Below are 23,858 nucleotides of genomic sequence, written 5' to 3'. Positions count from 1 at the left end.
ACCCTGGTCGAAAGTTCCTGCGACGTTGGTCGAATTCGTCTTAGACCTTGGTCGCAAATGCGCCTGATACGTAGTGCGCTTGTAAGTGCTGCTTAACCGAGGTGCGTGTTCTTGCCCTTGTGCACATCGAAGTGCGCAAGGGTTGTTGCAATGTCTCCGCTTTCGATACAGCAAGACAAAATCCGGTGTGTTCGCCGTATTGCGGTGTCATGTGTGTTGCTCGCCGCAATTACACCCGAGGTATTTTATTACTCTGCGTCCGCGCAGGTCGCTGCCGGCACTATAATTCCCAATGTGGCAACTGCGATATACGAAACAAGCGGCGATAAGAACTCAACGTCATCAAACCTAGCCTCCGTGCAGATCGCGGAGAAGCTTGATGTTGCAGTTGCTGTCGTGACGCCACGTACCGTTATAACCGGCGATGCTGCCGTCACTGGCGTGCCGTTCGTCGTCACCAACGCAGGAAACGGCAGCGAAGCGTTCGCGCTTTCCGCGACGACCAACCAAGCAGCGGCTACCGTGACAGGCTACGCGATCGATCGCGATGGCAACGGCGCTTACGACGCCGCTGTCGACACGCTGCTGAGCGGTGCCGTGCTGCCGGCGATCGGCGCGGGTGTGCAGCAGCGCGTCTTGGTGCTGGTCGCCGCCGCCGGCGTCGCCGGTGACGACGTTACCGTCACGACGAGCGTGCGCGCGACCACGGGGACTGGTGCGCCAGGGACGACCTTTGCGGGTCAGGGGGATGGTGGCGGCGACGCGGTGGTTGGCACGACCGGAGCGGCGGCCAGCGCGGAGGCGCTACTGGTACGCGCGGTCGCCACGCCGACGCTCGTCAAGGCGCAGAGCGTCGCCGCGCCCGATGGCAGCGCACGCGCGATCCGCGGCGCGACCATCACCTACACGCTCACCGCGCATTTCTTTGGCGCCACGCCGGCGGCGGTGATCGCCGATCCCGTTCCCGCCGGCACCCGCTACCGCGCCGGCTCGCTCCGGCTCGACGGCGGTGCGCTTGGCGACACCGGCTCTTTCGACGGCAGCACCGTCCGCGTCGCGCTCGGCGACATCGCGGCGGCGGGTGACCGCGTCATCACCTTTCAAACGACGATCCAGTGAGGAGTGCACCCGTGAACCGCAACGCCAAGACCATCCGACTGTTCGCCGCCGCCGCGCTTGTGGCGGCGCTCGCCACACCGGCTTTAGCGGCTGGTCCGCTTCAGGTCGCCTCCAAGGTGCTGACCGAGAAGAAGACCGCCGCCGCCGACGGCACCACCCGCGTCGCGCTGGTGCAGGCCACGAAGGTCGTGCCGGGCGACAAGGTCGTGTTCGTGCTCGATTATCGCAACACCGGCACGCAGCCGCTCGGCAACGTGGTGCTCGACAATCCGGTGCCGCAGCAGCTCGTCTATCGCAGCGCGGCGCAAGGGTCACCCACGCCCGAGGTTTCGGTCGACGGCCACACCTATGGAGAGCTCAGCGCGCTGCGCGTGCGGACCGCCGCCGGCGGCGTGCGCCCCGCGAGCCCCGATGATGTCACCCACGTCCGGTGGCGCCTGACGAGCCCGATCACGGCCGGCTCGCATGGCCAGTTGGCGTTCCAGGCCGTGCTGAAATGATCCCCGACCCCGACCTGTCCTCCACCAAACCGTATGATCGCAGGGAGTTACATTACATGTTCGCTAACAAGGTCAGGCTGATGCTGTTATCCGGCACGGCCATCATTGCCACCGCTGGAACGGCTGAGGCCGCGCAGACCCAGGCGGGCACCACCATCACCAATACCGCGCAGGTAACGTACACCGTCAACGGTTCGGCGCAGACCACCAACTCGACGACCGCGACCTTCGTGGTCGATCGCAAGGTCAATTTCACCGTCATCACCGATCAGACCACCAATACTAAGGTCAACGCCGGTCAGGTCGGCGCGGTGACCAGCTTCAAGCTGACCAACACCACCAACGGCGCGCAGGATTTCCTGCTCGACTCCGCACAGGCGGTACCAGTCGGGTTCTTCCCGAACACACCGGACTTCACGCTGAACAACATCAAGATCTTCGTCGATGCGAACGGCAACGGCGTGTATGATCCCGGTACCGATGTCGCCACCTATGTCGACGAACTCGCCCCCGATGCCTCGGTCGAGATCTTCATCGTCGGCGACGTGCCGTCGACGGGCAGCTCTAACCTGGCACAGGTCGCGCTGCACGCGACGGTCGCCAATGGCGGCGGCGTTGGCACCAAGGGCACGGCCTTGGTCCAGACCGACCTGAACCTCGCCAATGCCGACAACACCGTCGACATCGTGTTCGCCGACGGCGATAGCGACGGCGATTATGCGGGCGATATTGCGCGCAATGGTCAGGGTATCGCCTATGCCGCCTTTGAAGCCGGCGCGCGCAACGTCGCGCTGACCGTCACCAAGACCGCGCGGGTGATCTCCGACAACGTGAACCTGATCAACCCGAAGGCGCTGCCCGGCGCCGTCGTGGAATATTGCCTGACCGTCAACAACGCGACCGCCGGCGTTCCAGCCAGTAACGTTGTGCTGACCGACGTCGTACCGGCCAACACGACGTTCGTGCCCAACACGCTGACGATCGGCGCGCCCGGCGTGGCCGGCACATCGTGCACGCTGGCATCGCTCGGCACCACCACCGGCTATACCGGTGCGTACGACACCTCGACCAAGACGGTGACCGCGACGATCCCCAGCGTCGCCGGCAGTGCCTCGGTCGCCGCGTCGTTCCGCGTGACGATCAACTAAGCGCTACCCGACCCCAATCGCACTACAGGAGAACCGCGCTTCCGGCGCGCGCAACCACGCGCGCCGGAACGTGACACCCCATGTCCATATTCCGCCACGCCTTGAAGACCAGCGCGGTTGCGCTTTGTCTCGGCACTGTCGCCGCACCCGTGTGCGCGCAGACGGTGGATCATGTCGATAATACCGCCACGCTGACCTTTACGGGCGCGCGCGGACCCACTACGATTTCATCGAACACCGTCAGCCTCGTGGTCGACCGCACTAAGGTCCCGACCCGGCTGAGCTTCCGCCTTCTCCCCATCGGTTATCAGCTCACCGGTATGACATGCGAGACCGTGCCCGCGGTCCGCTTCACACCGGCGCCGATCGACGCCGCGACGCTCGCGGCAGCTCCGCCCACCAAGACGCTGGATGTGCACGAAGCGCAGATCATCGTTCTGGAGGATGCCGGGGCGAACCATGACCCGAACACGCGCGATACGGTTTCGATCACCGTTACGTCGGGTGGCCACAGCAACCCGCTCCCGCTGCTGGAAACCGGGCCGAACACGGGTGTCTTCGCCGGAGGCGTGCCCGCGATCTCCGACCACAGCCCTGCGATCGCAGCATGCAACCCGCAGACGGATCGCGGCGTGAACCTTTCGCTGTCCTTCGCCGAGGACGATGACAGCTACGGATCGACCGCCTCGATCCTGGTCGATCCCGCCGGCTATGTGTTCGATTCCACCTCCGGTGCGCTGGTCGACGGCGCGATCGTCACGTTGCTCGACGACAACGACCAGCCTGCCAAGGTCTATGGCGATGACGGGATCAGCGCCTATCCCTCCACCGTCACCAGCGGCGCGTCGGCAAACGATGCGAGCGGCCGCGTCTATACCTTCAGCCAGGGCAATTACCGCTTCCCGCTGGTCGCGCCGGGTACCTACCACATCAAGGTGACGCCGCCGGGGCATTACACCGCGCCTTCCGTGAAGTCGGCGACGGAGCTGGCAGCGCTGCGCGATCCCACCGGCAAGCCGTTCATCCTGAACGCGGCCTCGACCGAAGGGCGCTTCACCATCGCCGACGCCAACCCTTTCTACACCGACATCCCGCTCGACCGGCCGAAGGACGCGATGTTGCTGCTGACCAAGACCGCGTCAGTGCGCGAGGCGGCGCCGGGCGATTTCGTCCAGTACCGGCTGACGCTGGCCAACCGCGACACGATTCCGGTCACCGATATCCACCTCACCGACCTGTTGCCGTCGCCCTTGCGCTATGAGCGCGGCTCGGCACGCGGGATCGCGGAGCCGACCGTCTCGACCGATGGCAAGAATCTGGCCTTCATCGTCCCGCGCCTCGCGCCGGCGCAGTCGATCGATGTAACCTATGTGGTTTCCGTAAAGCCGGGTGCGGCGACCGGCGAGGCGCTGAATCGTGTGCTCGGTTCGGGCAGCAACGGCGCGACCTCAAACGAGGCGGCGGCGTCGGTGCGGGTGCGCCCGCTGCTGTTCACCGACGGCTTCACCATTATCGGCCGCGTGACCGAGGGCGCGTGCGGTGACCCGGTTTCCAAGCGCAAGGGGCTGCCCGGAATCCGCCTGCTGATGGAGGATGGCACCTATGTGTCGACCGATCGCGACGGGCTGTACCATTTCGAGGGCGTCCGCGTCGGCCGCCATGTCGTCCAGCTCGACACGCAGAGCATTCCCGCGACCTATGAAGCCGTGGCGTGCGACGTCGATACCCGCCAGGCGGGCAGCGCGATCTCGCGCTTTGTCGAGGCGGATGGCGGGTTGCTCAAGCGTGTCGATTTCCAGCTCCGCCCGACCGGCAGGAAGGCCGCCGCCGTGCAGCCGCTGCCGATCACGGTGGCGAGCGATGGCGATGCTGCGGGTAACCGCGACTGGCTGAGCGGCCAGACGCCAGGTGTCGAAATGCTGTTCCCGGCCGAGGGCCACAACCCGCGCGCGCCGACGCTGCGCGTCGTCATCAAGCATCTCCCCGGCCAGCGTGTCGCGCTGCGCATCAACGGTGCGCCGGTCGATACGCTCGCGTTCGACACCACCGACGTCGATGCCGCACACGGCGTGGCGGTGTCGCGCTGGACCGGTATTCCGCTCAACGAAGGCGATAACAACCTCGAGGCGCGGGTGCTCGACGACAAGAGCAACCTCGTCACCACGCTCACCCGCACCGTGCATTCCGGCAGCATCCCGGTGCGTGCGACGTTTGTGGCCGACAAGAGCCGCCTCGTCGCCGATGGCCTGACCCGCCCGCTGATCGCAGTGCGCGTGACGGACCGCGACGGCCGCCCGGTGCGCGACGGGACGATCGTGCCGTTCCATGTCGACCAGCCCTATACCGCGGCGGTCGAGGCCGAGCTGGAGCAAGCCCGCCAGACCGCGGGCAAGGGCCGCAGCGCCACCACCGCGCGCGTGACCGGCGACGACGGCCTCGCCTTCATCGCGCTCGAACCCACCACGCAGGCGGGTGCGGTTCACGCCACCGTCAGCCTTACCGAGGAGAAGGTGACGCGCGACAGCGACATCCGTGCGTGGCTGGCGGGCTCGGCGAAGCAGTGGACCGTGGTCGGTTTCGGTGCGGGGACGCTCGGCTACGACACGCTGAAGTCGCGCTCCAGCGCACTGCCGCGTGGCGACCGCAAGCGTGTCGTCACCGATGGGCAGATGGCGTTCTATGCCAAGGGGCGCGTCAAGGGATCGTGGCTGCTGACGCTCGCTTATGACAGCGATCGCAAATACGATCGCGATCGCGGACTGCTCGGCCAGATCGATCCCGACAAATATTACACCGTTTATGGCGACGGTTCGCGCCAGGGCTATGACGCGCCGACCGCGAAGAAGCTCTACGTGCGGCTCGAGCGTAAGGAACTCTACGCGCTGTTCGGCGACTATGAGACTGGCATGACCGACACGCAGCTGATGCGCTACAGCCGCACGCTGAATGGCGCCAAGGTCGGCTACGAGGGCCACCACCTGCTCGTCACCGCGTTCGCCGCCAAGACCGACCAGCGTTATGCGCGCGACGAGATCCAGGGCAATGGCCTGTCCGGCCCGTACCGTCTGTCCGGCCGCGATATCGTGCCGAACAGCGACCAGGTGCGGATCGAGGTGCGCGACCGCTTCCGGTCTGAGCTGATCGTCTCCACCACGCAGCTGACGCGGCATATCGATTACGACATCGACACCTCGCTCGGCACGCTGCGCTTCCGCTCGCCCGTGCTGACGCGGGATGCCAACCTCAACCCGACCTTCATCGTGGTCGACTACGAGACCTATGGCAGCGGCGACAAGGTCGTCGGCGGTGGCCGCGTTGCGACGCGCCTTGCCAAGGGCAAGGTCGAGGTCGGCGTGAGCGGCCTGCACGACGAGACGGCGGGCAACGCCTCGCTGTTGGGAATGGACGTAAAGGCCAAGCCGACCCGCACCACCGAGATCCGCGCGGAAGCATCGACCGGCGGCAAGACCGGCCTCACCGACGGCAAGGCGTTCCTGGCGGAAGTGGAGCATCACTCCTCGGGCAAGGACGGGCTGTTCTACGTGCGCCAGCAGGATTACGGTTTCGGCGTCGGCCAGCAGAACGTGGTCGAGGCGGGCACGCGCAAATTCGGGTTTGACGGCCGTGTCGTCGTCACGCCCAAGATCACGGTGACCGGCAGCGCCTGGCATCAGCAGCAGCTCGACACGGCGGGCACCCGCACCGCCGCCGAGGTTCGCGCGGAATATCGCCGTGCGACGGGCACGATCTTCGTCGGCGGGCAACTGGCGATGGATCGCGGCATCGACGGCAAGGATCGCGACTCGCGGCTCCTCACGCTCGGCGGCACGCAGGCGCTGATGGGCGGCAAGCTCGGCATCACCGGCCAGACGCAGTTCGCGCCGGGCGGCGACAAGGCGAGCGTGGACTTTCCCGTGCGCCACCAGATCACCGCATCGTACCGCATCACGCCCGGCATCCGCCTGATCGGCGGCTACGAGATCGCGAACGGCAAGGATTACAGCGCGAACACCGCGCAGGTCGGCTTTGACGTGAAGCCGTGGACGGGCGCGAAGCTGATGAGCACGATCAACCAGCAGGCGATCGGCGAGAACGGCCAGCGCACCTTTGCGCAATATGGCATGAACCAGTCGCTGCCGATCGGTCAGCACTGGACGCTGGACGCCTCGCTCGACGCCAGCACCACGGTGCGCGGCAAGATCCCCACGGGTGCGGTCATCAACGCGTTCCAGCCGGTCGCCTCGGGCGGAAGCCTGTCGCAGCAGGGGCAGGACGCCAACGGCAACTACGTCGCGGTGACGTTCGGTGCGGGCTACCGCGCGGCGAAATGGTCCTGGAACGGGCGCGGCGAATATCGGGGTGGCAGCAACGACACGCGCTGGGGCTTCACCAGCAACCTGCTGCGCACTTTGGGCGAAGGCAAGACGCTCGCTTCCGGCGTCAAGTACAACCGCGTGACCGACAAGACCGGCAAAGTCGCGACCTTCCTCGATGCCGATCTCGCGCTCGCTTACCGACCGCTCGATAGCCGCTGGTCGGTGCTGGAACGGCTCGAACTGCGCAACGAAAAGGCGGATGCCGGCGTAAGCGCGGGCAACGTGCTCGGCGTGTCGAGTTATGGTGCGGCGGGACAGACCACGTTGCGGCTCGTCAACAATCTCGCGCTCAACTACCGCAGCGGCGCGGAAGGCGTCGGTCACGGTTTCGAGGCGACGGTCTATTACGGCGCGAAGTGGGTGCGCGGCAGCTTCGGCGCGGACGACTACACCGGCTATATCGACGTGACCGGCTTCGATCTGCGCAAGGATGTCGGCCGCAAGTTCGATATCGGCGTGCAAGGTTCGGTCCAGCACGCCTGGGGACGCGGCAGCTTCGCCTTCTCGGGCGGGCCATCCGCGGGGGCGTCACCGGCGCCGAACCTGTGGATCAGCGCGGGCTACAACGTGGCGGGCTACCGCGACCGGGATTTCGAACAGGACCGCTATACGCGCAAAGGTCCGTATGTCACGATGCGGCTGAAGTTCGACCAACTCGGCCTCGGGTCGATCGGGCGGCGGTTCATGGGAGCGGGGCGATGAACAGGATCGTGACAGCCCTGATCGCGTTCCTGTCGGTACTGGCGCCGGGCAGCGCCTTTGCCGACCAGATCACGATCACCCGGGCGACGACGGTGATCTCCGACACCATGAACAACGCGAACCCGCGCCTGTTCACGGATTCGGTGATGGACTACAAGCTGACCTTCAACAACCCGCTGGGCAATGCGCTCACGCCGGTCCGGAACATGGTCATCGTCGAGAACATCCCGACGAACTGCGACCTTCAGGTCACCGATCTCGCCGGCACCGGCAAGGGGCCGGTCGAGTTCCTCGACGGCAGTCTGCTCGGCACCGGGCTGGCCAGCAGCGGGCTGAGCTATACCTACAATCCGGCGGTGGTCGACAGTATCGAGTTTTCCACCGACGGCAGCACCTGGACGTCCAATGCCGGCGCCACATCCGGGAATTACAATCCGAGCATCCGTGCGATCCGAATCACGTTGGCGGGCACCTTCGCGACTTCGACCGCATTCCAGCTTCGGTACCGGGTGAAGATCAGATAGGGAGAGAGCCATGACCAAGACCAGGCCACCGCGCGCGATCGGCCTGTCCGGATGTGACGAGATCATCGCGCGCAGGGCGGCGGACCTGTTGGAGGATACGGCGGCAAGCGGGACACTTGCCATCGAATCCGCCATCGCCCTCGCAATTCGGGAGCGCCGGCTCGACGATGCGGTGACGCTGCAACGCGCGGCATTTCGCGCGCGGATGCTGGGCGGGATCAACCGTGCGCGCAGCGGCTTCGACGAGGAGCAGCGCGTGCTGCTCGACATGCCGGCGGAGCGGCGCGCGCGGCGACGATCGGTGACGTTGCTGACGATCGGCAAGATCGCGATCGGCCGGGTCGAGCATCCGTGCATGGTGCGCGACCTGTCGGAGGCGGGGGCGGGTATCGCCTGCGAGGTGGCGCTAGAGGTCGGGCAGGCGGTGACGCTGGCGATGCGTGGCCTGCCGCCGACGCCGGCACGCGTGCGCTGGTACGACGGCAAGTTCGGTGGCGTGCAGTTCGACTCCGTGCAGGACGCGCAGGTGATCCTGAGCGTATCGCTCCGGCGCGACGCCGACGTGCCGCGCGCGCCGCGGGTGGCGATCGAAACGCCGGTGGTGCTCACCGCAAGCGACCGGTGCTTCGCGATGGTGGCGGCGGATATCTCGCCCGGCGGCATGAAGCTGCGCGGCGGCTGCGACGTCGCGGTCGGCACGACCGTGGAACTGCGGGTCGGTGCGATGCGCGAGGTGCTGTCGGGCACGATCTGCTGGCGGCAGCCGGACCTGATCGGCATCCGTTTCATGCAAATGCTCACCGCCGCGCAGATGGCGCACCTCGTAGCTACGGGAAGCGTATAACCAAATAGGATAAAAACCTCTGTCCTACAGCATCCCGCCACGTCTAGGAGACTTGGCATGACGGGGCGTCGCCTCCAGCGGGGGAATGCGGGATGGGTGAAGGTGTTGATGATCCGCGACGTCGTGGGCGCGCGATGGTCGGGTGGACGAAGCGGATGCGCGGCGTGTTTCTCGACGCGCTGGCGCTGGGCGGCAACGTGCGGCAGGCCGCGGAAGCGGCGGGTGGGACGCACGATAGCGCTTACGCGCTGCGGCGGCGCGATCCGGCGTTCGCGGAGGGTTGGGACGCGGCGGTGGCGACCGTCTACGCCCGGCTGGAGGCGGAGCTGCTGGCGCGTGCGATCGGCAACGGGCCGGTCGACTTCGACGCGGCGCTGGCGCTGAAGGTGCTGGCGCGCCACGAAGCGCAGGCACCGCGTGGGCGGATGCGGGCGGGCACGGAGCGGACCGCCTCGCTCGACACGGTCGAGCGGTCGCTGACGCGCAAGCTGGCGGCTTTGGCCAAGCGCATGCCGGTGGCATCGTGAACGGAGAAGGGCTGGTGCTGCTGGTGCGGCAGCTTGCCGCCTTGCCGACGAAGGACCGGGTGCGGGTAATCCGCAGCCTGCCGCCAGAGGAGAAGCGCGCGCTCAACGCGGCCTGGATCGCCTGGGCGCATACCGGGCAGTACCGCCCCGATGGCGACTGGCGGGTGTGGCTCATCAAGGCCGGTCGCGGCTTCGGCAAGACTCGCGCGGGCGCGGAGTGGGTGAGCGAGATCGCGCGGCAACGCCCGGGGGCACGAATCGCTTTGGTCGGCGCGACGATCGAGGATGTGTCGCGCGTCATGGTGGAGGGCGACAGCGGCATCCTGTCGGTGGCGCGGCCCGACGAGAGTGTCGGCTGGCAGCGCAGCACGGGCGAGATCGTTTTCGCCTCCGGCGCATCGGCCTACACCTATTCGGCGGAGGTGGCGGAGAAGTTGCGCGGGCCACAGCATCATATCGCGTGGTGCGACGAGGTCGCCAAGTGGCGGCATGGCGAGGCGGTGTGGACCAATCTGATGCTGGGGCTTCGGCTGGGCGAGCGGCAACAGGTGCTGGTGACGACGACGCCGCGGCCGGTGCCGCTGCTCAGGCGGATCATGGCGATGGACGGTCTGGCGACGACCGGCGGCGCCACGCGCGACAATCCGCATCTGGCGGCGGCGTTCGTCGCGGCGATCGAGCAGGAATATGGCGGCACGCGCACCGGGCGGCAGGAGATCGACGGCGAGCTGATCGACGATCTGCCGGGCGCACTGTGGACGCGCACAGGGATCGAGGCGTGCCGGGTGCGACACGCGCCCGCGCTGGTGCGCGTGGTGGTCGGTGTCGATCCGCCCGCCGGCACGGCGAGCGGCGACGGGGATGCGTGCGGCATCGTCGCGGCCGGGCTGGGCGAGGATGGCCATGGCTATGTGATCGAGGATGCCAGCGTGGTCGGCGAAAGCCCGGAGGGTTGGGCGCGTGCAGTCGTGGCATGCGCTGGCCGCCACGCGGCGGACCGGGTGGTGGCGGAGGTCAACCAGGGCGGGCAGATGGTGCGTTCGGTGCTGGAACGGGCCGAGCCGTCGCTTCCGATCGTCACCGTCAATGCGACGCGCGGCAAGGCGGCGCGCGCGGAGCCGGTGTCGATCGAATATGCGCGGAGGCGCGTGCATCATGTCGGTGCGTTCCCGCAGTTGGAGGACGAGATGTGCGGGCTGATCGCGGGTGGCCGCTATCAGGGACCGGGACGATCGCCCGACCGCGCGGATGCGATGGTATGGGCGCTGGCGGAACTGCTGCCCGGCGCGGTCGGCCGCGCCGGCGTGCGGACCCTGTAGTCCGGCGCTGTAGTTGTTATCGCGGCGCGAGCCGTTAGGAGGACGTATGGTTCCAAGGGTTTTGATCGATACGGCACAGGTGCCGGGCGGCGGCGAGATGCGGCTGGTGCAGCGTGGGCCGGATTTCTTCATCATGCTCGGCACCGAGGAATTGATGAGCAGCCGGATGAGCGGTTCGGAAGAAGCGCTCGCGACGATGGCGTGCGAGCGGGTGTCGGCGCAGGCGCCGCATTTCCTGATCGGCGGTTACGGCATGGGCTTCACCTTGCGCGCGGCGCTGGCGCAATTGGGTGCCAAGGCGCAGGTTTCGGTGGCGGAACTCGTGCCGCAGGTGGTGGAATGGGCACGCGGTCCGATGGCGGCATTCACCGGCGACAGTCTTGCCGATCCGCGCGTGGCGATCATCGAGGACGATGTCGGCGCGGTGATCGCCGACGGGCGGGGGACGTATGACGCGATCCTGCTCGATGTCGACAACGGCCCGGACGGGCTGACCCGGCGCGGCAACGACCGGCTGTATTCACCGCGCGGGCTTGAGGCGGCGCGGGCTGCGCTCAGGCCGGGCGGGGTGCTGGCGATCTGGTCGGCGGCGCCCGACGTGAAGTTCGCGCGACGGCTGCGCGAGACGGATATGGCGGTGGACGAGGTGACGATCCGCGCGCGCGCCAGCGGCAAGGGCGCGCGCCACGTGATCTGGTTCGCGAAGAAGGTTTAGCGCGGCGCTCGCTATTTAGCCCGTCCCCGGCGAAGGCCGGGGTCCAGTTACGGTAGTGTTCGTAACGGGGCGCGACGCCAGTTTATCGACGTTCCGTAACTGGACCCCGGCCTTCGCCGGGGAAGGAAGACTTGCGTGCGCGGCGTTTGCCGGCGCGGCCCAATTCTAAGGACAATCCATGAAACTCTTCGGCTGGAAATCAGCCGGGCGCGACGTGCGTCCGGTGCTGGCGCGGCATGGCCTGTGGACGGGCGGTGGCGCAGGCGGCGAATGGAGCGACGATTACGTCGCACAGGTGCGCAGCGGCTACCTCAACAACGCGATCGCGCAACGCTCGGTGCGGCTGGTCGCGCAGGGGCTGGCGAGCGCGCCGGTCGAGGCATCCTCGCCCGAACTGCTCGCGCTGGTGGCGGCGCGATCGGGCGGGCAGGCGCTGACCGAGACGGTGGCGGCGCATCTGCTGCTGCACGGCAACGCTTATGTGCAGATCATGGTCGATCCCGCCGGGGAGGTGGCGGAACTGTTCGCGCTGCGCCCGGAGCGGGTGAGCGTCGAGGCGGATGCGGGCGGCTGGCCGGTGGCGTATCGCTACCGGGTGGGCGAGCGGGTGACGCGGCTGATCGCGGACGGTCCGCGCCCGGAGGTGTTGCACCTTAAGAGCTTCCATCCGCTTGACGATCACAATGGTCTGGGGTGCCTCGGCGCGGCGGCGGGCGCGGTCGCGCTGCACAATGCGGCGGCGCGCTGGAACAAGGCGCTGCTCGACAATGCGGCGCGGCCATCGGGCGCGCTGGTGCATGATCCGGGCGATGGGTCGGTGCTGTCGCGCGACCAGTTCGACCGGTTGCGTGCCGAGATGGAGGCGGGTTTCGCCGGCGCCGCCAATGCCGGGCGGCCGATGCTGCTGGAAGGCGGCCTGAAATGGCAGGCGATGAGCATGACCCCGGCCGACATGGATTTCGTCGGGCTGAAGGCGGCGGCGCGCGAGATCGCGTGCAGCTTCGGGGTGCCGCCGATGCTGCTCGGCCTGCCCGGCGACGCCACCTACGCCAATTACAAGGAGGCGAGCCGGGCGCTGTGGCGGCTGGCGATCCTGCCGCTGGCGGACACGATCTTCGCCGGGCTTTTGCAGGGGCTGGCGGGCTGGTTCGACGCGCCGTGGCTGCGCGTCAACGTCGACAAGGTGACCGCGCTTGCCGAGGATCGCGAGCGGTTGTGGGCGCAGGTGAGCGCGGCGGAATTCCTCAGCGATGACGAGAAACGCGCGATGCTCGGGCTCGCGCCGGAAGCAGGAGGTACGGCATGACCAAGGGTGCGGTGCTGGCGCAACTGATGGCGCAGGGGCAGGTGGAGGGCGGCGATCTGGTGACGCTGCGCGCGATCGCCGAGGAAGCCGGCGAACTTGGCGCGAGCCGGGCGCTGGCACGGCTTGGCCTCGACGATGCGGGTGCGGCCAAGGACATGGCGGAGCTGCGCGAGCTGCTCGGCGCATGGCGTGATGCCAAGCGATCGGCATGGAAGGCGGTGCTCGGCTGGGCAGCGCGGATCGGCGGGGCGCTGCTGCTGGCGGCACTCGCCACGCGCTACGGCTTTTCGGACTGGATCAAGTGACGCGCTTCGCCGGCTATGCGGCGGTATTCGACCGCGCGGATCGCGGCGGCGACGTGGTGCGCGGTGGCGCGTTTGGCGACGTCGGTCCGGTGCCGCTGCTGTGGCAGCACCGTGGGCAACCGGTCGGCGTGATCGAGCAGGCGGGCGAGGATGCGCGGGGCTTACGCGTGATCGGGCGGATCGACGATGCCGATCTGGCGCGGCTGGTGCGCTCCGGCGCGGTGTCCGGCCTTTCGTTCGGCTACCGCGTGCAGGCGGCGACACGCGGGCAATATCGTGAACTGACCGCGCTCGATCTGATCGAGGTCAGTCTGGTGGCGCAGCCGATGCAGCCGCTCGCGCGGGTCCACGCGGTCGCCTGACAACGACACGGTTTCAACAGGTCAAGCCCGGCGGCGGTGTCGCCGGGACGGGTTTCGCATGGGAGAATGACATGATCGAAGTGAAGGCAGATGCGCTCGAAACGACGTTCGCGGGCGTCGAACTGGGCGGCGCGGTGGCGCGGCCGTTGTTGAGCGGGGCGCGTGCGCAGAACGGCGCGTTCGGCGGGTTCCTGCGATCGGGTGCGAACGTGGAGATGAAGTCGTTCACCGGCGTGAGCGGGGACAGCGGCGGCTATGCGATTCCCAGGGAGATCGACGCGGTGATCGGCGCGACGCTCGCCTCCGTCTCGCCGATCCGCAGCATCGCCAATGTCGTGCAGGTCGGCTCGGCGGGATATCGCAAGCTGGTGACGGCGGGCGGCACGCCGTCGGGCTGGGCGAGCGAGGTGGATGCGCGGCCCGACACGGGTACGCCAACCTATTTCGAGATCGCGCCGCCGATGGGCGATCTCTACGCCAACCCGAGCGCGAGCCAGGCGATGCTCGACGATGCGTTGTTCGACGTGGAGGGCTGGCTCGCCACCGAGATCGCGCGCGAGTTCGCACGCGCCGAGGGGGCGGCGTTCGTAAGCGGGTCCGGCGTGGGGCGGCCCAAGGGGTTCCTCGCCGCGCCGGTGTCAAGCGCGAACGATGGCGCTCGCGCGTTCGGTACGCTGCAATATCTGGCGAGCGGCGCGGCGGGCGATTTCGCGGCCAGCCCGCAGGACCGGCTGATCGACCTCGTGCAGGCCCTGCGCGGACCGTACCGGCAGAACGGCACGTGGGTGATGAACTCCGCCACGCTGGCGCGCATCCGCAAGTTCAAGACCAGCGACGGTGCGTTCATCTGGACGCCGGGCTTAAGCGCGGGCCAGCCGGCGACGCTGCTCGGCTATCCGGTGATCGAGGCGGAGGACATGCCCGACATCGGCGCGAACGCGCTGGCGATCGCGTTCGGCGATTTCCGTTCGGGCTATCTCATCGCCGAGCGTGGCGAGACCGGCATCTTGCGCGATCCCTATTCGAACAAGCCGTTCGTCAATTTCTACGCGAGCAAGCGGATCGGCGGCTGCGTGAGCAATTCGGAGGCGATCAAGCTGATGAAGTTCGCCGCGAACTGATCGTTCGGGGCGGCCTTCGGGTCGCCCCACCCCTGACGGGTTAGGTGGGGAATTGGGCATGAACGACGTGACGCTTGAGGCCGGGGATCGCGCCGCCGCGCTGGCCGAGGTGAAGGCAATGCTGCGGCTGGTGAGTGTGGAGGAGGATGCCCTGATCGCCGCGCTGGCCGAAACCGCGCTGGGGCTGGCCGAGCAGTTCATCGGCCAGGCGCTGATCGCGCGGGAGATGCGCGACGTGCTGCCGGTGAGCGCCGCGTGGCAGCGGCTGGCCTATGCGCCGGTGCGATCGATCGGCGCGGTGGCGGCGGTTGATGGCGCTGCCTTGGCGAGCGAGGCGTATGCGATCGACATCGATGCCGCCGGCGATGGCTGGGTGCGGGTGATCGACGCGGGCGGTGCGGGCCGCGTCGCGGTGACGTTCGTGGCGGGGCTGGCGGACGGGTGGGGCGCGATCCCTGCGCCGATCCGGCAGGGCGCGGTGCTGCTGGCGGCGCATCTGTTTACCGAGCGGGATGCCGCCTCGGCGGTGCCGGCGGCGGTGACGGCGCTGTGGCGGCCGTTCCGGCGGATGGCGCTGGGGCTGAGGGTACGCGCGTGTTGAGCGGGGTGGCGGCGCGCGGGCGCGACATTGCCGAGGCGGCGCAGCGCCGTGCGATCGCGCAAGGGACGGTGCGGTTGCAGGCGGCGTTTCCGGAGCTTGCGGTGACGGCGCAGGCCGACGCGATCGTTCTGACCGGGAGGATTGACCCGGAGGATGCGAGGCTGCGCTGGATCGTGAGTGTGCTGACATGAGCGCGGAAGGAGTGGTGCAGGCGGCGCTGCTCGCCGCGTTGCGCGGGGTGGCGGGCCTCAACGGCGTGTTCGAGGGGCCGCCGGTCAAGGCGACGCCACCTTATGCCGAGATCGGCGAGACGCTGAGCGGCGACTGGAGCGTGAAGGACCGCGACGGGCGCGAGCTGCGGCTGGTGGTGGCGGTGCGCGACGTGGGTGAGCTGTCCGCGCGGGCGCAGGCGCTCGGCGACGCGGTGGGTGCGGCGATCGCAGCCGTGCCGCGCGATCTGGGCGGGTGGCGGGTGGCGAGCCTGGTCTTCGTGCGATCGCGGCTGCTGCGGCCGGCACCGGGGCAGTGGAGCGTGGTGGTGGAGTACCGGGTGCGGGTGCTGGCGGCGGATTAGCGCAACGGATTTTCAGAACAACGAGGAGCAAGACATGGGCGCGGAAAGTGGCAGGGCGTTTCTGTTGAAGGTCGGTGATGGCGGTGCGCCGCCCGCCTTCACCACGGTGGCGGGGCTGCGCACGACGCAGTTGTCGATCAACGGCGAGATGGTGGCGATCACCTCCAAGGATTCAGGGGGATGGCGTGAATTGCTGTCGGGGGCGGGGGTGCGATCGGTCAGCGTATCGGGGGCGGGCGTGTTCACCGGCTCGGGCGCGGAGGTGCGGCTGAAGGGAAATGCGCTCACCGGCGTGATCGATGATTACCGGCTGAGCTTCGAAAGCGGCGAGACGCTGACCGGGCGGTTCCTCGTCACGCGGCTCGACTACGCCGGCGATTACAATGGCGAGCGCAGCTACACGATCGCGCTGGAAAGCTCCGGGCCGGTGGTGCCGGCATGAGCGGCGCCAATGCGGTGCGCGGCGAGGCGGCGCTTCGCATCGCGGGCGAGACGGTGGTGCTGCGGCCGAGCTTCGCCGCACTGGTCGCGGCGGAGGCGGAACTCGGGCCGTTGTTCGCGCTGGTCGAGCGCGCGGCGGCGGGGCAGCTTTCGCTGGCCGAGCTGGTCGGGCTGTTCTGGCATTGCCGCTATGCCGCCCCGCCCGCGCTCAGCCGCGAGACGTTCGGCGAGAGCATCGTGGCGAGTGGACTGGCGGCGGCGACGCCGGTGCTACGGGTGCTGCTGGCGCAGATCCTCGGCGGGCGATGAGCGACCACTTCGCGCCGGCGGCGGGCCGGCTGGCGGGGCTGGCGGGGGTGGCGTTCGGCTGGTCGCCCGACCGCTTCTGGGACGCCACGCCCGCCGAACTCGCCGCACTGGTCGCGGTGCTGGCGGGCGAGGATGTCGCGCCGCCCGATGCCGCCACGATCAGGACATTGCAGGAGGCTTTTCCGGATGGATGAGGAAATTGACCGGCTGGTGGTGAGCGTGCGCGCCGACACCAGCGGCTTCGCGCGCGACGTGGATACGATGCGCGTCAGTCTCGACGGACCCTTGTCGAGCGGAGCGGACCGGGCGGGGCGATCGATCGAGAGCGCGCTGGTCAAGGCGGCGAAGAGTGGATCGCTGGGCTTCGAGGATCTGCGCAAGGTGGCGCTGTCGGTACTGGGTGACATTGCCGGCGCGGCGGTGCGCGGCGGGATCGGCGCGGTGGTGGGCGGCACGAGCAGCAGCGGCGGGATGACGGGTGCTGGGCTGCTGTCTGCCCTGGGCAGCCTGTTCGGCGGATCGCCGGGGCGGGCGACCGGGGGGCCGGTATCGCCGATGCGGCCGTACATGGTCGGCGAGCGCGGGCCGGAACTGTTCGTGCCGACCACCAGCGGCAGCGTGGTGCCGACGGCGAGCGGCGCCGGTGGCAGCGGGCGTGACGTGCGGGTGGCGATCACCGTCAACGCGGCGAAGGGTGAAAGCGGCGCGGCGCTGACCGCATCGAGCCGACAGGTAGCGCGCGCGGTGAAGGCCGCGCTGGCGACGGAGTAGAATGATGGCATATTGGCTCGCGTCCGAACGAACGGTGCAGAGCGAGGGCGTGATCTCGCGCTTCGATCCGCGTTTCTGGACGGTGAATTTCCCGCGCCCGATGATGGCGGCGGTGACGACCACGGCGGCGGATGCGCTGCGGGTGGATGCGGTGTTCTACCGCGCGTACGATCTTGCCGGCTTGATTTGGGAGGCGGAGGACCGGTTCGATCATCCGCTGCTGACGTACGAGACGGCGCGCGATTTTCGCGGGTGCCGGCTGGCGTTCCGGTGGCGATCGGGCGGGATCAGGCCGCTCGATGCGGTCAACGGCCCGGTGCTGACCATCGAGGGGCGCGACGCGGATGGCGCCGCGCGGGCGTGGTACGTGCGCCTGTGGAACTATGCGACCGGCACGCCGGAGGATGCACAGGTCGCGATCGACTTCGCGAGCATCGACGGTGGCTTCCTGCTGCCGGGCGAGGCGGTGCCGGTGTGGGCGGGCGATATTGACCGAATGTTCGTATCGCTGGTCCCGCCGGATTACGACGGCAGCGGCACGGTGTTGCCTGCCCCGGCGGAAGCATGGGTCGAGCTGACCGAACTTACCTGCGACGGGCCGGGTGCGGTGCTGGCGATCGGCGACGTGGTGGTGCCCGCGCATGATTTCCAGATCGCCGGGGGCTATGACGACAGCTACAACCTCACCCCGGCGCGGCTGCTGCGCAACGCGGTGCAGCTCGGCTATCGCGGCGCCATCGTCCATTATCTCGGCATGAGCCATTACTTCCGGCTCGGCGACGGGCTGATCGTGACGCTTGCCGGCGGTGCGCTCAACGTGGCGGCGCGGGCGTGGCAGCGCGATTATGCGGCGCGCGCGCAGGCACTCGGCTACGATCTGATCTGGTCGCTCAGCTACGAGCTGTTCGACACGCATTGTCCGGAGGACTGGAAGCAGCGCGCGTGGGAGGGATCCCCCGCGCTGACCGGGTGGGTGCCGCCCTCCACGCTGCTGTCGCCTGCAAATGCATCGGCGATGGCGTATCTGCGTGCGGTGGCGGTCGAGGTGATCGAAATCGCGCTGGCGGCGGGGCTGGCACCGAAGTTCCAGGTCGGTGAGCCGTGGTGGTGGGTGATGGCGGATGGCCGACCCTGCCTGTACGATGCGGCGGCGCGCGGGGCGTTCGGCACCAGCGTCGAGATCGCCGATGTGCGCGGCGGCCAATCCGTGGCGGCGACGGCGCTGCTGGATGCGGCGGGCGCGCTGCTCAGCGCATCGACGGCGACGCTGGTGGCGGCGGTGCGCAGCGTTGCGCCCGGCTGCGAGACGCATCTGCTCGCCTATCTGCCGAGCGTGCTGGCGACGGATGCGCCCGAGGTGCGGCGTGCCAATCTGCCGCTTGGCTGGGCAGCTCCCGCGTTCGATGTGCTGCAACTCGAGGATTACGATTACGTCACCGCCGGCAACACCGCGCTCAGCGCGCGCGCCATCGCGGCTGCGCAGGCGCGGCTCGGCTATCCGACCGACCACACCGATTACCTGTCCGGCTTCGTCCTGAAGCCAGAGGATGCATCCGACTGGGCGGCGATCGACGCGGCGGCGGATGTGGCGCGCGCGCGCGGGGTGAAACGCGCGGTGATCTGGGCGCTGCCGCAGGTGATCCGCGACGGATACGTCCATTTCGATGAGGAGACAGGCGACGTGCAGGCATTCGATGATGTGCTGTTCCCCCTCGCGCTTGGCCGCGAGGCGGAGGTTACGCCGGAATATTCCACCGCGATCGTGACGAGCGCGGGCGGCAGCGAGGCGCGCAACGCCGACTGGGCGGCAGCGCGGACGCGGTACGATGTCGGACCGGGCGTCCGGTCCGAGGCTGACATCGCGGAACTGCTCGCCTTCTTCCGCGCGCGACTAGGGCCGGCGCGCGGCTTCCGGTTTCGCGATCCGTTCGATGCGTCGTCCGGCGGCGCGGTGCCCGGTGCGCTCGACCAGCAACTCGGCATCGGCGATGGTCTCGGCACCCGCTTCGCGCTGGTGAAACATTACGGCGAGGCGGTGCGGCGGATCACCCGGCCGGTCGGCGGCAGCGTGACGGTGGCGGTGGACGGGGTAACGACGGTGGCGTTCTCGCTTGGCGATGGCGGCATGGTCGAACTCGACACTGCGCCGGCGGGGGGCGCGGTGGTGACGGCGGGGTTCCTGTTCGACGTGGCTGTCCGCTTTGCCGAGGACAGCCTTAGCGTGACGCGCGCGACGTTCCTGGCGGGATCGGCGGCATCGGTGCCGCTGATCGAGGTGCGCGAGGCATGAGCTTCCTCGACGGACCCCTCTCGACGATCGCGCTATGCTGGCGGATCGAGCGGCGTGACGGAATTGCGATCGGGCTGACCGCGCACGACCGCGACCTGACGATCGACGGCCTGATCCACCGCGCCGCGCCGGGGATGACGCCCTCCGCGATCAAGCGCAGCGACGGGCTGGATGCCGATACGATGGATGTTGCGGGTGCGCTGACCAGCAATGCGATCAGCGCGGCCGATCTCACCGCCGGCCGGTGGGACGGGGCGGCGGTGCGGCTGTTCGCGGTGGATTGGACTGGCGGCGCAGGTCGCGTCGATCTCGGCGATGGGACGATCGGAGCGGTCGAGACGAAGAACGGCGCGTTCACCGCCGAACTGCGCGGGTGGAGCGCGGCGCTTGACCGTCCGGTGGCGGAGGAGACGTCGGCGGAGTGTCGCGCCGAACTTGGCGATACGCGCTGTCGCGTGGCGATGGCGGGACGGCGGCGGTTTGCGCGAGTCGTTTCGGTGGCCGCGCGCGAGGTTACGATCGATCAGGCCGAACGGGTCGAGAATGCGTGTGGCGGTGGGCTGCTGCGGTGGTTTGGTGGTGCGAACACCGGGCTGGAAAGCGCGATCGCATTGTCGGATGGCGCAGTGGTGACGCTGCGGAGCGAGCCGGTATACGCGCCCGCGCCGGGCGATCTGATCGAGCTGATCGAGGGCTGCGACAAGAGCCTTGCCACGTGCGCCGCACGGTTCGGCAACGCCGTGAACTTTCGCGGCGAGCCGTATCTGCCCGGCATCGACCTATTGACGCGGTATCCCGGCGCATGACCGGCCGCGAGGGCGCAGTGGCGGCGGCCCGCGGTGCGATCGGCGCGCGCTTCCGGTTGCATGGGCGCGACCCGGTGTTTGGGCTCGATTGCGTCGGACTCGCCGCGATCGCCGCGCGCGGTGGCGGGTTCGCGGGGGCGATCCCTGCCGATTACGCGATCCGGGGTGCCGACCCGAGCCGCGCGATCGACTCGGCGGGTTTATCGCGCGCGGTGCCTGCCGCGCCGGGCGACCTGCTGCTGTTCGCGGCAGGTCCGGCGCAATTTCATCTCGCCGTGATGGTGCCGGGCGGGATCGTCCATGCCGACGCGATGCTGCGCCGTGTCGTCGAACGGCCCGGGCCGCCGCCCTGGCCGCTGGTCGGCGCGTGGTGTTTCGAAGGGGAGGACTGACATGGCGACATTGGTGCTGACGACGATCGGCAGCGTGGTGGGCGGGCCCATCGGCGGCGCGCTCGGTGCGATCCTGGGGCAAGCGGTCGATCGCGACGTGCTGTTCAGACCGAAAGGTCGCGAGGGTCCACGCCTGACCGAACTCGCGGTGCAGACATCTTCCTACGGGACGTCGATCCAGAAGGTATTCGGCACGATGCGGGTGGCAGGCAGCGTGATCTGGTCGACCGACCTGATCGAGAGCCGCGACTCCACCGGCGGCGGCAAGGGCCAGCCGAGCGCGACCAGCTACAGCTATGCCGCATCGTTCGCGGTGGCGTTGTCGGGGCGGCCGATCCTGGGGGTGAGGCGGATCTGGGCGGACGGCAATCTGCTGCGCGGTGCGGCCGAAGACTGGAAGGTGACGACCGGTTTCCGCCTGCACCTCGGCAGCGAGGATCAGGCGGTCGATCCGCTGATCGCATCGGCGGAAGGTCAAAGCCTTTCGCCGGCGTATCGCGGCATCGCTTATGCGGTGTTCGAGAACCTGCAACTGGCGGATTATGGCAATCGCATTCCATCATTGACGTTCGAGGTTATCGCCGATGCAGCGCCGGTCTCGGCGGGGGCAATCGTGGCGGAGCTTTCCGACGGCCTGGTTGACGGCGCCGGCGTGACGCTGCCCGTGCCGGGCTTCGCTGCCTATGGCAATGCGCGCGCGGTGATCGAAACGATCGGCTCCGCGAGTGGCGGCTGGTACGCGCCGGCCGGTGGTGGGCTGACGATGCGCGCCGGTAATGCGGCAGACTGCACGATCATCGACAGCGGCGTGGCCGCCGGCACGACCGGCGGCGCGCGCGGGACAGGCGCTACCGCCGCCATCGAGACGGTGCTGCGCACCATGACGCTGGCGCATTATGATCCGGCGCGGGATTACCAAAGTGGGCTCCAGCGCGTGCGGCGGCCGGGAGCCGGTTACGCCGAGGATCGCATCGACATGCCTGCTGCGCTCGACGCGGTGGCGGCGAAGACGATGGCGCAGGCGGCGCTCGATCGTGCCGAAGCGGGGCGGGTACGGCGCACGGTTTCGCTCGGCTGGGACTCGATCGGGATCGGCCCGGGTGCGCGCGTCGCGATCGAAGGCGCACCGGGGGTATGGCGCGTGACCGGCTGGTCGTTCGAGCGGATGGTGCTGTCGCTGGAGTGCGTGCGTCTCGCCGCGGCGGCACAGCCGGTGCGGGCCAGCGCCGGTCGCGTGCTGTCGACTCCTGATGCGCTCAGCGGCACGACGATCGTCCACGCCTTCGAAATCCCGCCGCTCGACGATACGCCGCTGAGTGCACCGCGACTGACGATCGTGGCCGCGGGCAGCGCACCAGGCTGGCGGCGTGCGGCGTTGCTTTATAGTATGGATGGAGGGACCAGTTGGGCGAACGCCGGTGCGACGGCCGCACCCGCCACACTCGGTGAACTGGCGAGTACTCCCGGCGAAGCGCCTGCCGCTTTGCTCGACCGACGTTCGGTGTTCGAGGTCGTTCTGGCGCATGACGGAATGAGCCTTGCAAGCGCGACGGCGGGTGCGATCGACGCCGGTGCCAACCTTGCGCTGTGCGGCGACGAGCTGCTCCAGTTCGCCAACGCCGAGCAGATCGGCCCGGCGCGCTGGCGATTATCGGCCTTGTTGCGGGGGCGACGCGGGACCGAATCGGCGATCGGCACGCAGCGGCCGGAGGATCGTTTCGTGTTGCTGGAACCCGGCACGTCGTTGTCGCTGGATCTGCCGTTGACGACGCTTTGCGGAACGGTGCGGGTGCTGGCGGCAGGCGTCGGCGATGTCGCCGGTCCGGCGGCGGCCGCTTGCGTGATCGATGGCGCATCCGTGTTGCCGCCATCGCCGGTCGCGTTGCGCTGGCACGAAGTCGGCGGTGGTGATGTCGCGATATCCTGGACCCGGCGCAGTCGCGGGGGTTGGCGCTGGATCGACGGCGTCGATGCGCCGCTGGTCGAGGAACGGGAGCGCTACCGCGTCACGCTGACATGGCGCGACGGCACGCGCACGGCCGAGGTCGATTCGCCCCGCGTCACGCTCGCCGCGATCGAGCGCGGCGGCGGCACCACCGTCAGCGTGCGACAGATCGGTTCCTTTGGCGAATCCACCGGCGCCAGCCTGTTCATCCCGTCTTTGGAGGTACAATCATGAGCGACGATCTCTCCCCACGACTCGCACTTCCGTTGCTGGACGCCGGCCAGGCGCAGAAGGAAATCACGCATAACGAGGCACTTACGCTGCTCGATCTGCTGACCCAGACGGTCGTGGTTGCGGCCGGCGTGAACGTTCCTCCGGAAGCGCCAGTGGCCGGCCAGTGCTGGATCGTCGGAACCAAGCCGGGCGGCGCGTGGAGCGGCTCCGCACAGGCTCTTGCCGGATGGAGCGAAAGCGGCTGGCGGTTCTGCTTGCCCGTCCCCGGCATGTGCGCCTGGAGCCTTGCCGATGGTGCGCAACTCCGCTTTGACGGCACCGGCTGGAGCGTCGGCATCCTGCGAGCGGCAGGCGTGGAAATCGGCGGGGTACAGGTAGTCGGCGAGCGCCAGCCGGCCATCGCGGAACCAACCGGTGGCGCGGTGATCGATGCCGAGGCGCGCAGCGTGCTTGCCAGTGTCGTTGCTGCACTGCACAATCATGGACTGATCGGCACGTGAACGCATTTTCCAAGAGGGTATCGGTCGATGTTGCGGATATGCAACAGTAGCCGGTTTTTGTGCGCTTGCGTGGAAACGAACGCAGGACTAGGGAGTTTGGGCTGTCCGAGTGACACCTAAGGAAAGG

25 protein-coding genes are annotated in these 23,858 nt (G+C 68.5%); all 25 read left to right on the top strand.

The features are described 5' to 3' along the window. Positions 1-396 precede the first annotated feature (396 nt). The 25 genes from L8F97_RS05870 to L8F97_RS05750 all read left to right on the top strand — a co-directional run bounded on the left by L8F97_RS05870 (position 397) and on the right by L8F97_RS05750 (position 23,731). Positions 397-1,119: a hypothetical protein gene (locus L8F97_RS05870; protein WP_242147492.1), complete on the top strand. Its 723-nt coding sequence runs from the start codon at positions 397-399 to the stop codon at positions 1,117-1,119. Between the two features lie 11 nt (positions 1,120-1,130). Then, on the top strand, positions 1,131-1,619 hold the full coding sequence (locus L8F97_RS05865; RefSeq protein ID WP_242147490.1) for a hypothetical protein: 489 nt from the start codon (positions 1,131-1,133) through the stop codon (positions 1,617-1,619). Positions 1,620-1,675: 56 nt separating this feature from the next. After that, positions 1,676-2,767: a hypothetical protein gene (locus L8F97_RS05860; protein ID WP_242147489.1), complete on the top strand. Its 1,092-nt coding sequence runs from the start codon at positions 1,676-1,678 to the stop codon at positions 2,765-2,767. A gap of 80 nt (positions 2,768-2,847) precedes the next feature. Next, positions 2,848-7,845, top strand: coding sequence for a hypothetical protein (locus tag L8F97_RS05855; RefSeq protein WP_242147487.1), 4,998 nt, complete (start codon positions 2,848-2,850; stop codon positions 7,843-7,845). Beyond that, entirely contained in the window at positions 7,842-8,369 is a 528-nt protein-coding gene (locus L8F97_RS05850; RefSeq protein ID WP_242147485.1) for a hypothetical protein, read from the top strand. Before L8F97_RS05855 ends, L8F97_RS05850 begins: the two co-directional genes overlap by 4 nt. A 10-nt stretch (positions 8,370-8,379) precedes the next feature. Beyond that, positions 8,380-9,213 carry a PilZ domain-containing protein gene (locus L8F97_RS05845; protein ID WP_242147483.1) on the top strand — a complete coding sequence of 278 codons (834 nt, stop codon included), beginning with the start codon at positions 8,380-8,382 and terminating at the stop codon, positions 9,211-9,213. Between the two features lie 92 nt (positions 9,214-9,305). Next, positions 9,306-9,740: a hypothetical protein gene (locus L8F97_RS05840; protein ID WP_242147481.1), complete on the top strand. Its 435-nt coding sequence runs from the start codon at positions 9,306-9,308 to the stop codon at positions 9,738-9,740. Beyond that, on the top strand, positions 9,737-11,059 hold the full coding sequence (locus L8F97_RS05835; protein WP_242147479.1) for a DNA-packaging protein: 1,323 nt from the start codon (positions 9,737-9,739) through the stop codon (positions 11,057-11,059). The genes L8F97_RS05840 and L8F97_RS05835 overlap by 4 nt, the downstream gene beginning before the upstream one ends. A gap of 46 nt (positions 11,060-11,105) precedes the next feature. Continuing rightward, positions 11,106-11,774, top strand: coding sequence for a spermidine synthase (locus tag L8F97_RS05830; RefSeq protein WP_242147477.1), 669 nt, complete (start codon positions 11,106-11,108; stop codon positions 11,772-11,774). A gap of 178 nt (positions 11,775-11,952) precedes the next feature. Next, entirely contained in the window at positions 11,953-13,080 is a 1,128-nt protein-coding gene (locus L8F97_RS05825; protein WP_242147474.1) for a phage portal protein, read from the top strand. Further along, positions 13,077-13,385, top strand: a complete 309-nt coding sequence (locus L8F97_RS05820) for a DUF6127 family protein (RefSeq protein ID WP_242147473.1) — start codon at positions 13,077-13,079, stop codon at positions 13,383-13,385. The genes L8F97_RS05825 and L8F97_RS05820 overlap by 4 nt, the downstream gene beginning before the upstream one ends. Continuing rightward, complete coding sequence (locus tag L8F97_RS05815; protein WP_242147471.1) at positions 13,382-13,747, top strand: HK97 family phage prohead protease; 366 nt, start codon at positions 13,382-13,384, stop codon at positions 13,745-13,747. The genes L8F97_RS05820 and L8F97_RS05815 overlap by 4 nt, the downstream gene beginning before the upstream one ends. 71 nt (positions 13,748-13,818) lie before the next feature. Next, complete coding sequence (locus L8F97_RS05810) at positions 13,819-14,868, top strand: phage major capsid protein (protein ID WP_242147469.1); 1,050 nt, start codon at positions 13,819-13,821, stop codon at positions 14,866-14,868. Between the two features lie 58 nt (positions 14,869-14,926). Next, positions 14,927-15,469 (top strand): hypothetical protein, encoded by a 543-nt coding sequence (locus tag L8F97_RS05805; protein ID WP_242147467.1) that lies wholly within the window; start codon positions 14,927-14,929, stop codon positions 15,467-15,469. Further along, positions 15,463-15,660: a hypothetical protein gene (locus tag L8F97_RS05800; protein WP_242147465.1), complete on the top strand. Its 198-nt coding sequence runs from the start codon at positions 15,463-15,465 to the stop codon at positions 15,658-15,660. Before L8F97_RS05805 ends, L8F97_RS05800 begins: the two co-directional genes overlap by 7 nt. Continuing rightward, positions 15,657-16,043, top strand: a complete 387-nt coding sequence (locus tag L8F97_RS05795; protein ID WP_242147463.1) for a DUF3168 domain-containing protein — start codon at positions 15,657-15,659, stop codon at positions 16,041-16,043. The genes L8F97_RS05800 and L8F97_RS05795 overlap by 4 nt, the downstream gene beginning before the upstream one ends. A 34-nt stretch (positions 16,044-16,077) precedes the next feature. Then, positions 16,078-16,485 (top strand): phage major tail protein, TP901-1 family, encoded by a 408-nt coding sequence (locus tag L8F97_RS05790; protein ID WP_242147461.1) that lies wholly within the window; start codon positions 16,078-16,080, stop codon positions 16,483-16,485. Continuing rightward, positions 16,482-16,793 (top strand): GTA-gp10 family protein, encoded by a 312-nt coding sequence (locus tag L8F97_RS05785; RefSeq protein ID WP_242147459.1) that lies wholly within the window; start codon positions 16,482-16,484, stop codon positions 16,791-16,793. Before L8F97_RS05790 ends, L8F97_RS05785 begins: the two co-directional genes overlap by 4 nt. Continuing rightward, the gene (locus tag L8F97_RS05780) at positions 16,790-16,987 is read left to right on the top strand and encodes a phage tail assembly chaperone (RefSeq protein WP_242147457.1); all 198 of its coding nucleotides are present in this window, start codon (positions 16,790-16,792) and stop codon (positions 16,985-16,987) included. The genes L8F97_RS05785 and L8F97_RS05780 overlap by 4 nt, the downstream gene beginning before the upstream one ends. Next, positions 16,980-17,564, top strand: coding sequence for a tail tape measure protein (locus L8F97_RS05775; RefSeq protein WP_242147455.1), 585 nt, complete (start codon positions 16,980-16,982; stop codon positions 17,562-17,564). Before L8F97_RS05780 ends, L8F97_RS05775 begins: the two co-directional genes overlap by 8 nt. Before the next feature lie 4 nt (positions 17,565-17,568). Then, positions 17,569-19,854, top strand: a complete 2,286-nt coding sequence (locus L8F97_RS05770; protein ID WP_242147453.1) for a DUF2460 domain-containing protein — start codon at positions 17,569-17,571, stop codon at positions 19,852-19,854. Continuing rightward, positions 19,851-20,660 carry a DUF2163 domain-containing protein gene (locus tag L8F97_RS05765; protein WP_242147451.1) on the top strand — a complete coding sequence of 270 codons (810 nt, stop codon included), beginning with the start codon at positions 19,851-19,853 and terminating at the stop codon, positions 20,658-20,660. The genes L8F97_RS05770 and L8F97_RS05765 overlap by 4 nt, the downstream gene beginning before the upstream one ends. Then, positions 20,657-21,052 (top strand): peptidoglycan endopeptidase, encoded by a 396-nt coding sequence (locus L8F97_RS05760; RefSeq protein ID WP_242147449.1) that lies wholly within the window; start codon positions 20,657-20,659, stop codon positions 21,050-21,052. The genes L8F97_RS05765 and L8F97_RS05760 overlap by 4 nt, the downstream gene beginning before the upstream one ends. 1 nt (position 21,053) lies before the next feature. Next, the gene (locus tag L8F97_RS05755; RefSeq protein ID WP_242147447.1) at positions 21,054-23,231 is read left to right on the top strand and encodes a phage tail protein; all 2,178 of its coding nucleotides are present in this window, start codon (positions 21,054-21,056) and stop codon (positions 23,229-23,231) included. After that, positions 23,228-23,731, top strand: a complete 504-nt coding sequence (locus tag L8F97_RS05750; RefSeq protein WP_242147446.1) for a DUF2793 domain-containing protein — start codon at positions 23,228-23,230, stop codon at positions 23,729-23,731. The genes L8F97_RS05755 and L8F97_RS05750 overlap by 4 nt, the downstream gene beginning before the upstream one ends. Positions 23,732-23,858 lie beyond the last annotated feature (127 nt).

The organism is Sphingomonas sp. BAUL-RG-20F-R05-02 (genome assembly GCF_022662305.1).
Lineage (GTDB): Bacteria > Pseudomonadota > Alphaproteobacteria > Sphingomonadales > Sphingomonadaceae > Sphingomonas.
Note: the sequence above shows the minus strand (reverse complement) of the source record. Positions and strands in the feature narration are given on the sequence as shown.

Excerpts from the sequence above, each read along its gene's own strand:
- L8F97_RS05860 (WP_242147489.1), top strand. The coding sequence starts at position 1,676 with ATGTTCGCTAACAAGGTCAGGCTGATGCTGTTATCCGGCACGGCCATC.
- L8F97_RS05855 (WP_242147487.1), top strand. The coding sequence starts at position 2,848 with ATGTCCATATTCCGCCACGCCTTGAAGACCAGCGCGGTTGCGCTTTGT.
- L8F97_RS05850 (WP_242147485.1), top strand. The coding sequence starts at position 7,842 with ATGAACAGGATCGTGACAGCCCTGATCGCGTTCCTGTCGGTACTGGCG.
- L8F97_RS05845 (WP_242147483.1), top strand. The coding sequence starts at position 8,380 with ATGACCAAGACCAGGCCACCGCGCGCGATCGGCCTGTCCGGATGTGAC.
- L8F97_RS05840 (WP_242147481.1), top strand. The coding sequence starts at position 9,306 with ATGGGTGAAGGTGTTGATGATCCGCGACGTCGTGGGCGCGCGATGGTC.
- L8F97_RS05830 (WP_242147477.1), top strand. The coding sequence starts at position 11,106 with ATGGTTCCAAGGGTTTTGATCGATACGGCACAGGTGCCGGGCGGCGGC.
- L8F97_RS05825 (WP_242147474.1), top strand. The coding sequence starts at position 11,953 with ATGAAACTCTTCGGCTGGAAATCAGCCGGGCGCGACGTGCGTCCGGTG.
- L8F97_RS05820 (WP_242147473.1), top strand. The coding sequence starts at position 13,077 with ATGACCAAGGGTGCGGTGCTGGCGCAACTGATGGCGCAGGGGCAGGTG.
- L8F97_RS05810 (WP_242147469.1), top strand. The coding sequence starts at position 13,819 with ATGATCGAAGTGAAGGCAGATGCGCTCGAAACGACGTTCGCGGGCGTC.
- L8F97_RS05805 (WP_242147467.1), top strand. The coding sequence starts at position 14,927 with ATGAACGACGTGACGCTTGAGGCCGGGGATCGCGCCGCCGCGCTGGCC.
- L8F97_RS05795 (WP_242147463.1), top strand. The coding sequence starts at position 15,657 with ATGAGCGCGGAAGGAGTGGTGCAGGCGGCGCTGCTCGCCGCGTTGCGC.
- L8F97_RS05790 (WP_242147461.1), top strand. The coding sequence starts at position 16,078 with ATGGGCGCGGAAAGTGGCAGGGCGTTTCTGTTGAAGGTCGGTGATGGC.
- L8F97_RS05785 (WP_242147459.1), top strand. The coding sequence starts at position 16,482 with ATGAGCGGCGCCAATGCGGTGCGCGGCGAGGCGGCGCTTCGCATCGCG.
- L8F97_RS05780 (WP_242147457.1), top strand. The coding sequence starts at position 16,790 with ATGAGCGACCACTTCGCGCCGGCGGCGGGCCGGCTGGCGGGGCTGGCG.
- L8F97_RS05775 (WP_242147455.1), top strand. The coding sequence starts at position 16,980 with ATGGATGAGGAAATTGACCGGCTGGTGGTGAGCGTGCGCGCCGACACC.
- L8F97_RS05770 (WP_242147453.1), top strand. The coding sequence starts at position 17,569 with ATGGCATATTGGCTCGCGTCCGAACGAACGGTGCAGAGCGAGGGCGTG.
- L8F97_RS05765 (WP_242147451.1), top strand. The coding sequence starts at position 19,851 with ATGAGCTTCCTCGACGGACCCCTCTCGACGATCGCGCTATGCTGGCGG.
- L8F97_RS05760 (WP_242147449.1), top strand. The coding sequence starts at position 20,657 with ATGACCGGCCGCGAGGGCGCAGTGGCGGCGGCCCGCGGTGCGATCGGC.
- L8F97_RS05755 (WP_242147447.1), top strand. The coding sequence starts at position 21,054 with ATGGCGACATTGGTGCTGACGACGATCGGCAGCGTGGTGGGCGGGCCC.
- L8F97_RS05750 (WP_242147446.1), top strand. The coding sequence starts at position 23,228 with ATGAGCGACGATCTCTCCCCACGACTCGCACTTCCGTTGCTGGACGCC.